Genomic DNA, 14,950 nt, shown 5'->3' with positions numbered 1-14,950 from the left:
CGAAATGATTAACGTCTCTACAATTAACTAATGACAAATGACCAATGACTAATGACTATTGATTACGATGTCGTGATTATTGGCGGCACTCTTGCCGGACGCTATGCTGCTTTAAGAGCAACTAAACTGCACGCCAAAGTTGCTTTAGTAGAACCACAAATCAATTACGGGTTTGTTTATCATCAGACTTTGAGCGAAATCGCTAAAATCTTCCAATCTTTCAACGATGCTGCTGATTTTGGCATTCATACTACCCACGCTGATACCGCAGAAAAATGCCAGATATCTGTTGCATGGCAAAAAGCGATGCAATACGCTGATGAAGTTGCTGAAAATATTCATGAAATTAATTCTCCCGCCAAATTAGCAGCACTGGGAGTTGATGTAATTATTGGCAGAGGTGAATTTCAACCTACACCACATTTAGCATTTACCGTTTATGAAAATGACAGTAAATATTCAGATTCCTCTTCACAAAATTCTCTCCTGCGTGTGCTACGTGGACGCACTTATTTACTAGCTAGTGGTTCCCATCCAGCGATTCCTAATATTGATGGTTTACAAGCTACTGGTTATCTGAATTTAAATAATATTTGGCAGTTGATTGCTAAACAATCAATACCTCAAAATTGGGCAATTCTTGGTGGTGTTCCGCAAAGTATTGAAATAGCTCAAACCTTAGCCAGGTTGGGTTGTACTGTCACCTTAATAGTTAAATTTCCTCATATTCTGCCCAACATCGACCCAGAAATTGCCCAACTACTTCAAGCACAGTTAGAAGTTGATGGTGTACGCGTTCTCACACAAACACTAACTACTCAAGTCAGACAAATTGATGGTAAAAAGTGGCTTCAAGCCGGAGACAAAGCCATTGAAACTGATGAAATTTTAGTAGCAACTGGACAACAACCAAATTTTGCATCTTTAAATTTAGCAGCAGTAGGTGTGAAGTGGCATCAGCAGCGATTAGTAGTTAATCATAAACTTCAAACTACCAACCCGCGTATTTATGCTTGTGGTGATGTAATTGGTGGTTATGACTTTGCTAATATTGCTAATTATGAAGCTAGAATAGCTTTGAATAATGCTCTATTTTTACCTAGATTAAATATTAATTATCAGCATATTCCTTGGGCAATATTTACTCGTCCAGCATTGGCACAGTTAGGTTTCACTGAAAAACAGGCAAGCAAATTTTATCACAATGAATTTTTAGTTTTTCGACATTATTTTAAATCCCTAGCTTCAGCCCAAATTCAAAGTGATACTACAGGTGTTTGTAAATTAATTGTATTACGTAATGGCGAAATTATCGGGGCTACTATTTTAGGCACAGCAGCAACAGAATTAATTAATTTGATTGCTTTGGTAATCAAGCAAAAAATTAAAGTTAAAGATTTAGCTAATTTAGCGGTTGTATATCCCAGTTTCTCAGAAATTTTAGTAGAAACTGCACAATTGTGGCATCAGCAAAGGTTAAATAGTAATCTTGATTGGCAAGATAAATTAGAAGATTTCTTCCATTTTCGCCGCAATTGGAATTTGTAAATAGAGACGCGAAATTTAGCGTCTCTACCAGCCAATTTGTTGCTGAACGAGAGGTCTATTGTTAATTATGGCGATGAACGAGAGTGGCACTAGCTTGATCTACTGGCATAAGTATCACTTCGTTAATATTTACGTGGGGCGATCGCGTGGTGCAGAATAAGATCACATCAGCAATATCATCAGGGGTTAAGGGGGTTACGCCTTGATAAACCCGTTTGGCGCGTTCTCCATCACCATGAAAACGCACTTCACTAAATTCCGTTTCTACCATCCCAGGATCTACAGACGAGACACGTACAGGAGTGCCTAACAAGTCTTGTTTTAAACCTTCAGAGATGGCTTTGACTGCTGCTTTAGTTGCACAGTAAACATTACCCCCAGGATAAGTTTGATGTCCGGCGATAGAGCCTATATTTACCACATGACCGCGACCGCGACTCACCATCCCCGGAACGACATAGCGGGTGAGGTACAACAAACCTTTGATATTGGTATCAATCATTTCTTCCCAGTCTTGAAAGTCGCCTTCATGCAGCTTATCTAAACCGCGACTCAAGCCAGCGTTGTTGATAAGAATGTCTATATTTGACCAGTCGGGGGGAAGGTTAGCAATTGAATATTCTACCGCAGGGCGATCGCGCACATCTAGCTGTAACAAATGAGTTGCTGTACCAAACTCTTTATGCAAATCATCGGCTAACTGCTGCAACCGTTCTAGCCGTCGCGCCGCCAAAATCAATTTTGCACCAGCACCAGCGAAAACTTTAGCGCAAGCAGTACCAATACCACTACTTGCACCTGTAATCAAAATAATTTGATTTTGTAAGGAAATCATTGTTTGTCAATTGTCAATTGCCAATTGTCAATTGTCCAACAATTTGCAACTAGATACACAATTGATTGAAGAAATTGGTGATTTAATTTTAAAAGTTTTTTCCAATAATATAAAATACAGGAGTTAACGCTGATCACAAATATATTATTAGAACAACTTATATTTCCCACTTTAGAATTTTAATTAAATACTCAAAATTAAGCAATGCTAGCAAAAAAATTAATTAATCGAATTTCGAGTTTACCTTTCTATTCTCCTTGGTTCATTATAATTCTTTTTTCAGTTCTCGGTTTAATAGGTATTCTCAACCATTCGATGTGGCGAGATGAACTAAATCCTTGGCTGATTGTCAGAGATAGTGAATCTTTTCAAGCTTTAATTGCCAATATTCATTATGAAGGCCATCCTATTTTGTGGTACTTCTATTTGGCCTTTGTCAGACGAATCGCTGACACTCCTGTTGCCATGCAAATTTTTCATCTAGCAATTACAATTACTGCAATTACTATTTTTTGCTTATACAGTCCTTTTAACTATAAACAAAAGTTTTTGTTTTCATTTGGCTTTTTTCCTTTTTATGAATATTTTCTCATTTGTCGAAATTATGCATTTAGCTTACTATTTACTTTTGGTTTTTGCAAAATTTTTGCATCTAGAAAAAGCACCTATTTATACTTAGCAATTTTATTAGGCTTACTTGCCAATAGTAGTATATATGCTTTTTTTGTATCCTTTTCTTTAGCATTAACTCTGCTAATCGAACTTTGTTTTGATAGTGAACATCGAAAGCAGTATTTTAGCCGCAGCCACAAATACGACTTATTTTTCAGTATTGGAATTATTATATTTTCTTTTATTTTAACAATATATATTGTTACTCCTCCAGTAGATAGTTATCTTCATGGCGGATTAAATAATGGATGGATACTGCAATTAGATATCAGGAATTTATTGAGAAGTATAGATAGATTGTTTGCTAGTTACTTTTTAATTGTGCCACATAAAAGATGGCTGGATTTAACTGTATGTGCTTTTATTATTCTATCTATCGTTACTTTCAATTTAATTCAGTTATGTAAAAAGCCATTACCTCTATTTTTTTATATCATAGGTAATGTGGTAATTCTAGCATTTACATATTTAAGATTTGCAGGAAACCCTCGGCATTTTGGACATTTTTATTTAGTTCTGATTGCCGCGTTATGGCTGTCAAGTTATTATCAAGATTCTACATTTTTCACCAATAAATTGTCTATTAAAACCAACTTGCTGCAATTTGGTCAAAAATGGCATCATATTGCTTTTATGATAATTCTTTATGCCCAATTTATTGGAGGAATTTATAGTTTCACCAGAGATTTAATTATTCCATATTCAGCCAGTCGGGAAACGGCTCATTATATCCAACAATCTCACTTAGAAAAGGAATTTATTGTTGCTAGTAGAGATGCAAATATGGCTGCATTATCGGGTTATCTTAATCGCCAGTTTTACTACCCCGAACGGCAAAACATGGGTAGTTTCACATTATTTAAAAAAGGTCGTCAAGAAGTTGAACAACCTGAGATATTCAGACAAGTAAGTTATTTATTCAAGAATCAAGCGTCTCAAAAGAGAATTTTGCTGATTTTACATAGGAAACTAAAATTAAATCCAAATAATTTAAAGATTACTCCTATCAAAAATTTTGAGAGAGCATGGGTGGATAGTGAACGATTTTATCTTTATTGGGTAGATGAATTGGGAGCAGGGGAGCAGGGGAGTACTGAAAAAATCACTAATTCCCCATACCCAATTCCCAATTCCCGCGCGTAGAGCCTACTATTTCACAACTTGCAAACGTTGAGTCACCATTGCTACACCTTCACCACGAACAATTACTGCTGAAACCCATTGGTTGCCTGGTGTTGTCGGTGCGCGTCCTACTTTGAACAATCCACCAGATGTGAGTGGTTGTAAATCTACGGGTGAAGGATTAAGATATTTGTCGATTTTAACGGGTTCTTCTAAGGCTGTTCCTAGTAGTAAGTCTTCTCCTAAAGGCTCTTTGACAATTGCATCAAAACTATATTGCTGTCCCACTTTGACTTGCTGGGGTAATTTAATATCGATTTGAGGCGGCTGTTTACCAGAAGTAATCAAGCTGCGTTCTGCGAGGATGTCTTGACGGACTATTTTGCCAGCTGTAACTCTTTGGCGAGATGTCATTGTGGCGTTGAGAGCATAACCGTTGGTATTAGGAGATGACGCACTGGTAATATTTGTGACTGTTTCTGCAATGATGGTATTGCCTTCTGTTTTCCAGGATTGCAGCTTTGTTGTGTAGCGTAGTTGCGGATACTGCTTCCAAAGTGTAACTAAGGCTTTTTCGAGATTTTGACGGTTTAATCCGTCCCCATTGGTAAAATTGGGGCTATAAAATTGGAGGACGGCTTTAGCATCACCTTTACTAGCAGCTGTATCAATTTGCGTTAGTAAGTTGGTCAGTTCTGCGGGTGCATTTTGTGGTTGAGCAGCTTGCACATTGTGTAAACTACTAGTTAAACCTAGGGTGAGTAGGCATAATAAGAGCCAACTGTTAGCGGCAAATTGATGTTGCCGTTTTGATGATGCAGCAATAATGTTAGTCATTGGTAACAGTTTACTGATTTTATTCATGAACGTAGGGAAATTGTTTTATCTTAATGAAGCTAGGCGCTAAACGGTAGAGGTTTGATGACAAACGCACCGATAAGATTACTTATAGCTGCCAGTGGGACTGGTGGACACTTGTTTCCAGCGATCGCACTGGCAGAAAAACTGCCAGACTATGAAATCGAATGGTTGGGTGTCCCAAATCGACTAGAAACGCAACTTGTTCCCAAACAGTATCCCTTGAATACTATTGCAGTTGAAGGGTTCCAGCAAGGGTTCGGACTTGCATCTCTGGGGACTTTGGGTAAACTCATGGGTTCGATTATAGAAGTTAGACAGTTACTCAAACGAGGAAATTTTCAAGGCGTATTTACTACAGGCGGTTATATTGCTGGGCCTGCGGTAATTGCGGCGCGTTCTTTGGGTTTACCTGTAGTTTTTCACGAGTCTAACGCATTACCAGGAAAGGTGACGCGGTTTTTTGGCCCTTGGTGCAATGCAATGGCCTTGGGTTTTGATGCGGCGGCTAAATATTTACCCCGGGCAAAAAATGTTTGCGTTGGTACACCAGTGCGATCGCAATTTTTAGCTGAACAAACACCATCACTGGATTTAGCAATTGGCGATGGTGCGCCATTAATTTTGGTATTTGGTGGAAGTCAAGGTGCAGTTGCTATTAATAAATTAGTGCGTCAGGCGGCGAGCGCTTGGTTAAATGCTGGTGCTTATATCGTTCATTTAACAGGCGATCGCGATCCCGATGCAGGTATTTTTAAACATCCGCAATATATAGAGTTACCGTTTTATGACAACATGGCCGCACTATTGCGACGTGCTACTTTAGCTATTAGTCGTTCTGGTGCAGGTAGCTTAACAGAATTGGCGGTGTGTGGCACACCTGCAATATTGATTCCTTACCCCTTTGCAGCCGAAGATCATCAATCTTATAACGCCGAGGTATTTACTAAAGTTGGTGCAGCAATTACTTATAAGCAATCAGAGTTAACCGCCGAAATCTTGCAAAATCAAGTTTTGCAGTTGTTACAAAATCCAGCCGAGTTAACCAAAATGGGAGAAAATGCGAAAGCGATCGCTGTTCCTGATAGCGCTGATAAATTGGCATCTTTAGTCAAAGAAGTACTAGAAAGCTAAAAAATTACTACAAAAAACTATTGGAAGATGTGAACATTTATTCACATCTTTTTTATTATCTATAGCTCAAGACGGTCTACTACTTCCCTAAATATACGGTTCTTTAGTACTTATTATGCTAAGGGGTTAGGAACTAGCCTCTCAATCGCTGATGCTGAACCTCTTTCTCAAACCCCATAGCATTGTGGAGGGTTTAGGAAAGTTCAGCAGTTGAAGCGTCAGAAACCAAGGGACGTAGCGCAAGCGGAGTGCGTAGGTAGTTCATCAGGCAGATGATGAATATCCAGCCAAGAGGTAGAAGAAAAAACAGGCAATATTCAGTAATTTGAGGCTAGTTTCTCAAAAATTAGGAAAAACGCCTGTGGTTCCCATTAGAGATGATAATCCTACACAAATTACGCCTTATGTGACTTTTGGCTTAATTGCTGTTAATGTTTTGGCATTTATTTATGAAAGTAGTCTTCCGCCGCAAGCTTTAGATGGCTTTTTACACTTGGCGGCGGTGGTTCCCCGCGAACTCAGTTTAAGCTTTGCGGGTGTTGCTGTGCATCAACCAGTACCAGAATGGGCCACATTAATTACTTCCCAATTTCTGCACGGTGGTTTTCTGCACTTAGCAGGTAATATGTTGTTTTTGTGGATATTTGGTAACAACGTTGAAGACAAATTAGGCCATATCAAATATTTGCTGTTTTATCTAGGCTGTGGTGTTTTAGCTTCTTTAACTCAGTGGTACTTCTCCCAAAATTCTATTATTCCGTCTTTGGGGGCTAGTGGTGCGATCGCGGGTGTCATGGGTGCATATATTTTGCGTTTTCCCAAAGCCGAAATTCTCGGTGTCATACCTTTAGGTATCTTCTTTCCTACCTTCCGGGTTCCCGCCTATTTCTTTTTAGGATTTTGGTTTTTACAACAAGCTTTTTACGGACTAGCCAGTTTAGAAACCCCGACTAATATAGGGATGGAAAGCGGTGGTATCGCTTACTGGGCGCACGCTGGCGGGTTTATTTTTGGAGCTATTCTCGGCCCGTTGTTGGGTTTGTTTAGCGATAAATCTCAAGCAGAATCATGGTATGGGTAAGCGCAACTCACATTCATAATTTCACAGGTGTAATTATCGATATTGTTCAACTGCCAGTTATTCAAGCTATATTGCAGTTAATTGATAATTAGGAAAAACACCTGTGTTTCCACTCTATGACGAAAACCCGACGCGAATCACACCGTATTTTACTTACGGTTTGATTGGTATGAATGTTTTAGTTTTTCTTCATGAAGTGAGTCTGTCTAATGCTCGATTAAATTTATTTTTCAGTCAATATGCCGTAGTTCCCCAAGAACTAACCACTAACTTTTCTACAGAATGGGTAACTTTATTTACATCACAATTCCTGCATGGTGGTTGGTGGCATTTGATATCAAATATGCTATTCCTCTGGGTTTTTGGTAACAATATCGAAGACCGTTTAGGACATTTTAAGTACTTAGTTTTTTACTTAATTTGCGGAGCTTCAGCCGCTATGTGTCAGTGGTTTATTGGTATGTATTCTGAGATTCCTTCTTTGGGTGCTAGTGGGGCAATTTCGGGAATTTTAGGTGCATATATTATCCGTTTTCCTCATGCCAGAATTACCACTTTAGTATTCTTAGGTTTTTTTGTGACTACAATTAGTGTGCCGGCATTAGTAGTGATTGGAATCTTCTTTGTTCAGAATATAATATCGGGTCTAGCCAGTTTACAAGCCGCAGCCAATATGAGTGTAGAAACTGGTGGTGTTGCTTACTGGGCGCACATTGGTGGTTTTGTCTTCGGAATTATGCTTGCGCCTTTGTTTGGTTTATTTAAACAAGATTATTAGTCGAAAAAACATTCTAGCTAGCAGAAAAGCCCAGCAATTACGCTGGGTTTTTCTTGATTAAATTTAGAGCAGTAGAGAAAACAGTCTCTAAAATGTCCCAGCATTCAGCCCACCATCAACTTGTAGCATGACTCCATTGACCAAAAGATGGGATACAAGCCCCGTAGTTCTACGAAGGCTTTTCTTGATTTCTGATGTACTCCCTACAAGTCGGGGAACCCGCCCAACGCGCTGCTCACCAATGTATAATCCTCTTGTAGACCAATTATACATTATTCATGAAAGCCAGATATCAATTTCGTTTCTACCCGACAGACCAACAGAAGCAACTGCTAGCGCAGTTGTTTGGTTGCGTTCGCGTAGTCTGGAATGATGCTCTGGCTATTTGTAAGCAGTCCGAAAAGCTTCCTAGTAACAACGACTTGCAAAAGTTAGTGATTACGCAAGCTAAAAAGACATTGGATCGTTCATGGTTGTCTGATGTTTCTAATATCCCATTGCAACAATCTGTTGCTGATTTAGGTGTTGCTTACAAGAACTTTTTTGACTCACTTAAAGGTAAACGCAAGGGTAAAAAGGTCGGTACTCCTAAGTTTAAAAAGAAGACAAGCAAACAATTAGCTAGATTTAGAATTGGTGGTTTTTCAATTAAAGGAGAGGAAGTATATCTAGCTAAGATTGGTAATGTTAAACCTATTTGGTCAAGACAATTACCATCCGCACCAAGTAGCGTAACTGTTATCAAGGATTGTGCTAACCGTTATTTTCTCAGCTTTGTTGTAGAGATAGAGCCTATTCAACCCTTTAGTGACAGCGGTAGCGAGGTACGAGCGTCTGCCAAAAACCAAAGCATAGGTATTGATTTGGGTGTAAAAATTTTTGCAGTTATGAGCAATGGGGAGAAAGCAATAAGTCCCGATTACTCAAACAAAGACCGCAAAATCCGTAAACTACAACGTCAGCTAGCAAGACAACAGAAGGGTTCTAAACGTCGTGAAGTCACCAGATTAAAGATTGCTAAACGACACAATCAAATTGCAGATACTCGGAAAGATTTACTGCACAAACTATCAACCAAAATAGTTAGTGAGAATCAAACTATTGTTTTGGAAGATTTGAATGTGTCAGGAATGGTCAAGAACCGTAAGTTAGCAAGAGTGATTAGCTTGCAGGGATGGAGAGAATTTCGGGTATTTTGTCAGAGTAAATCTGAAAAACTTCATCGGGATTTCCGAGTAATTAGCAGATGGGAACCTACTAGTCAAACTTGTTCTTGCTGTGGGTATCGATGGGGCAAGATTGATTTGTCTGTGCGCTCCGTGCTGTGCTTGAACTGCAATACTGAACACGACAGAGATGAGAACGCATCCCAAAATATCAAAATGGTCGGCATGGGGCATCGGCACGACCTTAAACGGACGGGGAGCGACCATAAGACTACTTCGGTAGCTAGTTGCTGTGAGCCGTCAAGAATCACCTCACCTTCAGGTCGGTGAGTATGTCAAGTAAATAAGGTAAAGCATACTTCACCAAAGACACCGCACTCAGCAGATTTAAGTTGATAGCGTTTTCCCAGGCTGTTAAATCAGTGTCATCAAATGTACCTGACGGTGGCCCGCCAGCGTTGGTTACGAGGATATCCAAGCCGCCAAATTTCTCAACTGTAGCATTAATTACCCGTTCAATATCTGCTTGTTGGGTAACGTCTGCACGCAGAGATAAAACTTGTGCGCCTGTTTCGGTTTCTATTTCCGCCCCTGCTTTGTCAATTAGTTGACTACGGGCGCAGATGACGACTTTTGCACCCTCAAGGGCAAATTGCCGTGCTGTAGCTTTGCCTAGTCCTTTACTTGCAGCTGTTACCAAGGCTACTTTGCCACTGAGGTGCAAATCCATAAGCTTCTGTGCGGTTATCGTAAGTTAAAACCAAGGTTATGCAAGGCTTCACGCAGATGAGCGCGTCCTCTTAGAGATTCTACTGTTTCTATGCGTTGAGATGAATGTTCTGACCAGTCGCCAGCAATGTTCATTTTTTGTTCGGTGTAAAAGCCTTTAATGATGTCATTGTAACGAGCGATCGCTTCATCTTGTTCTGCCAGTTTATAAGTTTCTCGATGTAGCACGGCAGGTTGGGGCAAACGTGGCTTAATTGCTGTCGCCACTTCTGGGTTAGGATAACCTACACATAACCCAAACACAGCATAGACAGATGATGGTAAGTTGAGGACAGTTGCCACTTCTTGTGGTTGATTACGAATCCCACCGATATAAACTGTTCCTAAACCCAAAGACTCAGCCGCAATAGTGGCGTTTTGTGCTGCTAAAGTGGCATCGATAGTTGCCATCACAAACATTTCTAAGTAGTCTAGCCCTTCATGCTTAAAACCCCGACTTTCGGCCACGTAACTCAACCTGGCTAAGTCGGCTAACCAGACTAGAAATAGAGGCGCTTGGCGGATGTGGGCTTGATTTCCCGCTAACAGGGATAATTGTTCTTTGCGTTGGGGGTCTTCTACTGCTACCACACTCCAGGTTTGCAGATTAGAAGAAGTGGATGCTGACTGCGCTGCTGCTACTAACAATTCTAAAGTTTCCGCTGGTAAAGCGTCGGGTAAATAAGCTCGAACTGAACGGTGAGATAGCAATGTTGTCAGTGATTCATTCCAAGTTTTTGAATCAAATGGAAGTTCACCGTAGCGCGATCGCAGTAGTTCTGTAGCATTAGTCATAGGATCTTTGAAGTATGAAGTTTCAAGCTTGACAATACACAGTCGGCATAATTCTACATGAAGATTCTGCCTGATTCCGCAAATCTTCTGATTGTTGTTAAATTCAGCCTAAGTTTGGGGTGAAAATGCCGCATATTGTTCTTTGGTTAATAGCGCATCTTTCACATTTACCTGTTTAGGAATGAGCTTTAATTGATAATAAGTATCGGCAACTTCTTGCTGAAGATTGATTAAGCGATCGTCAATTGGTACTACACCAAAACTACGTCTTTGAGTGGCAATTCTCATTGTTTCAACATCAATCCCCAGGACAGGTGCAAGAGTTTGTGCTACTTCTTCTCGATGCTGTTGTGACCATTCTTCGAGTTTTTGAATTTCTTCGAGAATTGCCTTGACAGTATCAGAATTTTCGGTGACAAATTTGCGGCTACCTAAATAATAGCCACCTTGTTTATTAATCCCTGTACCATCAACTAACACCCGCGCATTAGTCGCTTTTTGGGCGGCGGCATAAAAGGGATCCCAAATAACCCAAGCATCTACACTGCCTTTGACAAATGCTGCTCGCGCATCGGCAGGCGGCAAATATTTAGGCTCAATGTCAGTATATTTTAGTCCTGCTTTTTGCAGTGCTTGAACTAATAATAAATGCGCACTAGAACCTTTTTGAAAGGCAATTTTTTTACCTTTCAATTCACTTAACTCTTTAATCGGAGAGTTTTGTGGTATGAGAATTGCCGAACCTGCCGGACTGGGTGCGATACCTGCAACATAAGTCAATGCTGCACCTGCGGCTTGAGCAAATATTGGTGGTGATTCTCCCACATGACCAAAGTCAATACTACCAACATTCATCGCTTCTAGTAGCTGCGGCCCGGCAGGGAATTCAATCCATTCTACAGATACTCCTTGAGGCGACAACCGCTTTTCTAATACACCTTTAGTCTTGAGTAAAATCAGCGATTTCTGATAACCAAAGCGTACAACTTTAGCTTGATTTACAGCTGAATTACTCACAGATGTGGTGTTTGGATTAGGAGCATTAACCGCTGATGGTGATGAGCAAGCAGCAAATAACAAGCTTAAACCAATACTGGCAATAAAGGCTCCCAAGATAGGTAAAGATAACCCATAAAAGCGCCATCTGCTGAGATTTGACCACAAAATAGTGGCAAATTTAATCAACGATATCCACTTGGCAATTAAGTGGCGGTAGAGCAAGTTAATCATCAGAATTATTTCTCTGAACAGCATTAACTACTATAACTCTATAGATATACCGTTGTATACTGTTAATTTAAGGGAAGATATGTAAACATCAGAAGTGATAATTTCCAGACTTACGCATGAAAACGAAAAATCAAGGGTTTGCAGAAGGGGGCAGGGGAGAGGTTTTTGTCGTTTCTGCACCAATTTGTCGAATCACAACTGATTAGCCGGAGATGATATCACACCCTTACACCCCTACACCCTGCCTCAACGGGGCTTGGTCATTTCAAATAATTGTTGAGCATTCTTGCCTAAAAAAGCATCAAATAGTTGTGGTTTCCCCGGTTCAACTTCGACTATATAACGTTGGGCTAGTTCATAATAAGCATAAGTCCAAGGGATTTGAATTGCTTGTTTACTTTGGTCATCTAAAACTGTCACCATTTCGGTGACGGCTTGGGTTGCAGTTTGACGCAAACCACAGCTAACATTTCCTTCGATTTCGGCTTTCATTGGTATGCCCAAGTTAGCCAAGGCACGGACTGTAGTATCTATATCTGGGTATTGGGAAGTATTTTGGCGGTTGATATAGCCTGTAAAATGATTGACGGCGTAACCGTGTAGTAGCACCCACGCCCCATACTGACTGACTGTATTCACTTGTTCGACAACGGAACGCAAGGGAGGTTGCCAAGGGCGTGTGAAAATTTGCGGGAATGTTTGGGTGATGAGAGCAATATTATTCTCTGCGTTGAAAGTAGAGATCATCCCATCGGAAATTTGGGTGACTGTTTGATGAATTAACTGGGCGATATGAGTAGGTAATTCCTCAACAATTAACTCGCTGATAAACAGTTTGGGTAAATCGAATTCTGCTTGTTGGGGATGGTGATAATGCCGGGCGTATAAATGCGTCGCAGCAAAGGTATATTCTCCTGCCACTTCGTAACCCAAGGCTATGGCGATTTTTTCTAGGTGGTTGATGCCGAAATTAATTTCACCTTGGGGGGTATGAATAACTAGGCGTAATGACCGAAAGGCGATATGGTCGTTGGCAATAGTTCCACCCACAGCATGAATCATTTGTTGATAGGTTTGGGCGTAACTAACTCTGGCTTTGTAGTCTTGCCAAAGAAAGTTCCAGAGTTTGGTGGCGAGTTCGGGTTTCATATATGTGTCACGCAGAGGCGCAAAGGCGCAGAAAGGTTAAGAGTTGCTGTTGAGAATGTCAGAGAGTATTTCTAGGGCGGTTTGTATTTGGTTGCCGTCAATAATTAAAGGTGGACAGAAACGAATGGCGGCTTTACCGCAACCGAGTAATAATAAACCCCGTAAGAAGGCTGCTTGAATGATGTGATCGCGCAGTTTACTATCATAATTACCCGCTTCATCGAGTAAATCTACAGCTACCATTAAACCTTTGCCTCTCGGTAGGGAAATTTGCGGAAATCTTTCATGTAACCCAGTTAAACCAGCTTGCAAGTGTTCTCCCATGTGGGTGGCGTTGGTTATCAAGCCGCTTTCTAACAGTTGCAATGTGGCTAAACCAGCCGCACAAGCTACAGGGTTTCCACCAAAGGTGGTGGCGTGGGAACCAGGCGGCCAAGTCATAATTTCTGGGCGGGCGAGTATCGCGCCTAAGGGTAAGCCACTGGCGATACCTTTGGCAGTGGTCATAATATCAGGCATGACTCCCCAATGTTCGATGGCAAACAAGCGGCCTGTACGACCCATACCCGATTGCACTTCATCTACTATCATTAATATGCCGTAGCGATCGCATATATCTCGAATTCTTTGCAAAAAGCCATCTTCGGGGACGATGTAGCCGCCTTCCCCTTGAATTGGTTCAACGACAATCGCTGCTACTTCTTGCGGCGGTAGCATGGTATTAAATAGTTGTGTTTCTAAATAATCTAAACTGGCGTGAGTGCCGTAGGGAATGTGAGTTACGCCGGGAACTAACGGCCCAAAGTTCGCCCGTTGTACAGTTTTGGAACCTGTTAAAGACATTGCGCCGTAGGTGCGGCCGTGGAATGCACCTAAAAAAGCCACGATGAGCGATCGCTTGGTGTAATATCGAGCTAATTTAATTGCGCCTTCGTTCGACTCCGCACCGGAGTTGGTAAAAAATACCCTTGCACCTTTCGGGAACGGGGCGCGAAAAGCTAATTTTTCCGCGAGTTCTACCATCGGTTCATAATAAAAATCTGTGCCTGACATATGCAGCAGACAGGCTGACTGGTCTTGAATGGCCTTAACTACTTCTGGGTGGGCGTGTCCGGTGGCGGTGACAGCAATACCCGCCGTCATATCTAAAAATACATTGCCGTCCACATCTTCTACCATACAGCCTTGACCGCGAGCCACCACTAAAGGATAGTCACGGGTATAGGATGGGGAAGTTACGGCGCGATCGCGTTCTACAATTGCTTTAGCACGCGGCCCAGGTAAAGCAGTTACTAAACGCGGCACAGTCGGTAAAGAATGATTCAAAGAAATACTTAACATTTTTTTAAATTTGCTGGTAAATGAGTCAAATCAAACAAAAACTAAGCAAGTTAAAGTGGCGAAAACTCTGTTTATTGCTGACTCCTGTCGCAGGGGCTAGGTGCAAAATATGAAGAAAAGGATTTATTGATGATTAAACTGCTATGTTTGATTTTTGACAGTAACATTTGCTGCTATTTGTACAAACATTACGCATTGACACATATCTTGCACGCCTGCGACTGAAGTCGCGGCTACACAGACAAAACCCGCCTGCGCGGGTTCCAAACCCTTGATATTGCGTTAGTCCGCGTAGGCGGACTTCGTTTGTATAGCCGCGAATTCTATTCGCAGGGGCTAGGTGCAAGATGTGAATTGACAAAAATAGAGCTTGACTAAGTAGCCAAATTCTTATCTAAACTTATTCATAGCTAACCATAGTGAGTAAGTTTATGTGGAAAGTGTCTGAGTTTGGCGATTTAGTGGGTATTTCG

At 41.0% G+C, this 14,950-nt stretch carries 13 protein-coding genes; 6 read left to right on the top strand and 7 right to left on the bottom strand.

Annotated features, from left to right (window positions below):
• Positions 1-51: 51 nt before the first annotated feature.
• Positions 52-1,548: an NAD(P)/FAD-dependent oxidoreductase gene (locus H6G69_RS29435; RefSeq protein ID WP_190692663.1), complete on the top strand. Its 1,497-nt coding sequence runs from the start codon at positions 52-54 to the stop codon at positions 1,546-1,548.
• A gap of 61 nt (positions 1,549-1,609) precedes the next feature.
• On the opposite strand, the gene H6G69_RS29430 is transcribed toward H6G69_RS29435, so the two are convergent.
• Positions 1,610-2,383, bottom strand: a complete 774-nt coding sequence (locus H6G69_RS29430) for an SDR family oxidoreductase (RefSeq protein WP_190692662.1) — start codon at positions 2,381-2,383, stop codon at positions 1,610-1,612.
• A gap of 204 nt (positions 2,384-2,587) precedes the next feature.
• Here H6G69_RS29430 and H6G69_RS29425 point away from each other — a divergent pair, with 204 nt between their 5' ends.
• The gene (locus H6G69_RS29425) at positions 2,588-4,198 is read left to right on the top strand and encodes a hypothetical protein (RefSeq protein WP_190692661.1); all 1,611 of its coding nucleotides are present in this window, start codon (positions 2,588-2,590) and stop codon (positions 4,196-4,198) included.
• Between the two features lie 6 nt (positions 4,199-4,204).
• Here H6G69_RS29425 and H6G69_RS29420 read toward each other — a convergent pair whose 3' ends face one another.
• A complete protein-coding gene (locus H6G69_RS29420) occupies positions 4,205-5,014 on the bottom strand; it encodes a nuclear transport factor 2 family protein (protein ID WP_190692660.1) in 810 nt (269 codons plus the stop codon).
• 84 nt (positions 5,015-5,098) lie between these two features.
• Between H6G69_RS29420 and murG the strand changes: the two genes are divergently transcribed.
• From murG to H6G69_RS29400, 4 genes are all read left to right on the top strand, one after another.
• Complete coding sequence (murG, locus tag H6G69_RS29415) at positions 5,099-6,169, top strand: undecaprenyldiphospho-muramoylpentapeptide beta-N-acetylglucosaminyltransferase (RefSeq protein ID WP_190692659.1); 1,071 nt, start codon at positions 5,099-5,101, stop codon at positions 6,167-6,169.
• A gap of 361 nt (positions 6,170-6,530) precedes the next feature.
• Positions 6,531-7,250, top strand: a complete 720-nt coding sequence (locus tag H6G69_RS29410; protein WP_190692658.1) for a rhomboid family intramembrane serine protease — start codon at positions 6,531-6,533, stop codon at positions 7,248-7,250.
• 103 nt (positions 7,251-7,353) lie between these two features.
• The gene (locus H6G69_RS29405; RefSeq protein ID WP_190692657.1) at positions 7,354-8,028 is read left to right on the top strand and encodes a rhomboid family intramembrane serine protease; all 675 of its coding nucleotides are present in this window, start codon (positions 7,354-7,356) and stop codon (positions 8,026-8,028) included.
• 278 nt (positions 8,029-8,306) lie between these two features.
• Entirely contained in the window at positions 8,307-9,524 is a 1,218-nt protein-coding gene (locus H6G69_RS29400; RefSeq protein ID WP_190692656.1) for an RNA-guided endonuclease TnpB family protein, read from the top strand.
• Here H6G69_RS29400 and H6G69_RS29395 read toward each other — a convergent pair.
• From H6G69_RS29395 to H6G69_RS29375, 5 genes are all read right to left on the bottom strand, one after another.
• Positions 9,502-9,924 (bottom strand): SDR family NAD(P)-dependent oxidoreductase, encoded by a 423-nt coding sequence (locus H6G69_RS29395; RefSeq protein WP_242072228.1) that lies wholly within the window; start codon positions 9,922-9,924, stop codon positions 9,502-9,504. The two genes, H6G69_RS29400 and H6G69_RS29395, sit on opposite strands and share 23 nt — an antisense overlap.
• Positions 9,925-9,938: 14 nt before the next feature.
• A complete protein-coding gene (locus tag H6G69_RS29390) occupies positions 9,939-10,757 on the bottom strand; it encodes an NADPH-dependent oxidoreductase (protein ID WP_190692655.1) in 819 nt (272 codons plus the stop codon).
• Positions 10,758-10,865: 108 nt separating this feature from the next.
• Entirely contained in the window at positions 10,866-11,987 is a 1,122-nt protein-coding gene (locus H6G69_RS29385; RefSeq protein ID WP_190692654.1) for a sulfonate ABC transporter substrate-binding protein, read from the bottom strand.
• Positions 11,988-12,233: 246 nt separating this feature from the next.
• A complete protein-coding gene (locus H6G69_RS29380; RefSeq protein ID WP_190692653.1) occupies positions 12,234-13,136 on the bottom strand; it encodes a DUF1338 domain-containing protein in 903 nt (300 codons plus the stop codon).
• Between the two features lie 36 nt (positions 13,137-13,172).
• Positions 13,173-14,477 carry an acetyl ornithine aminotransferase family protein gene (locus H6G69_RS29375; RefSeq protein WP_190692652.1) on the bottom strand — a complete coding sequence of 435 codons (1,305 nt, stop codon included), beginning with the start codon at positions 14,475-14,477 and terminating at the stop codon, positions 13,173-13,175.
• Between the last annotated feature and the right edge of the window lie 473 nt (positions 14,478-14,950).

This window comes from Nostoc sp. FACHB-110 (assembly GCF_014697425.1).
Lineage (GTDB): Bacteria > Cyanobacteriota > Cyanobacteriia > Cyanobacteriales > Nostocaceae > Nostoc_B.
Note: the sequence above shows the minus strand (reverse complement) of the source record. Positions and strands in the feature narration are given on the sequence as shown.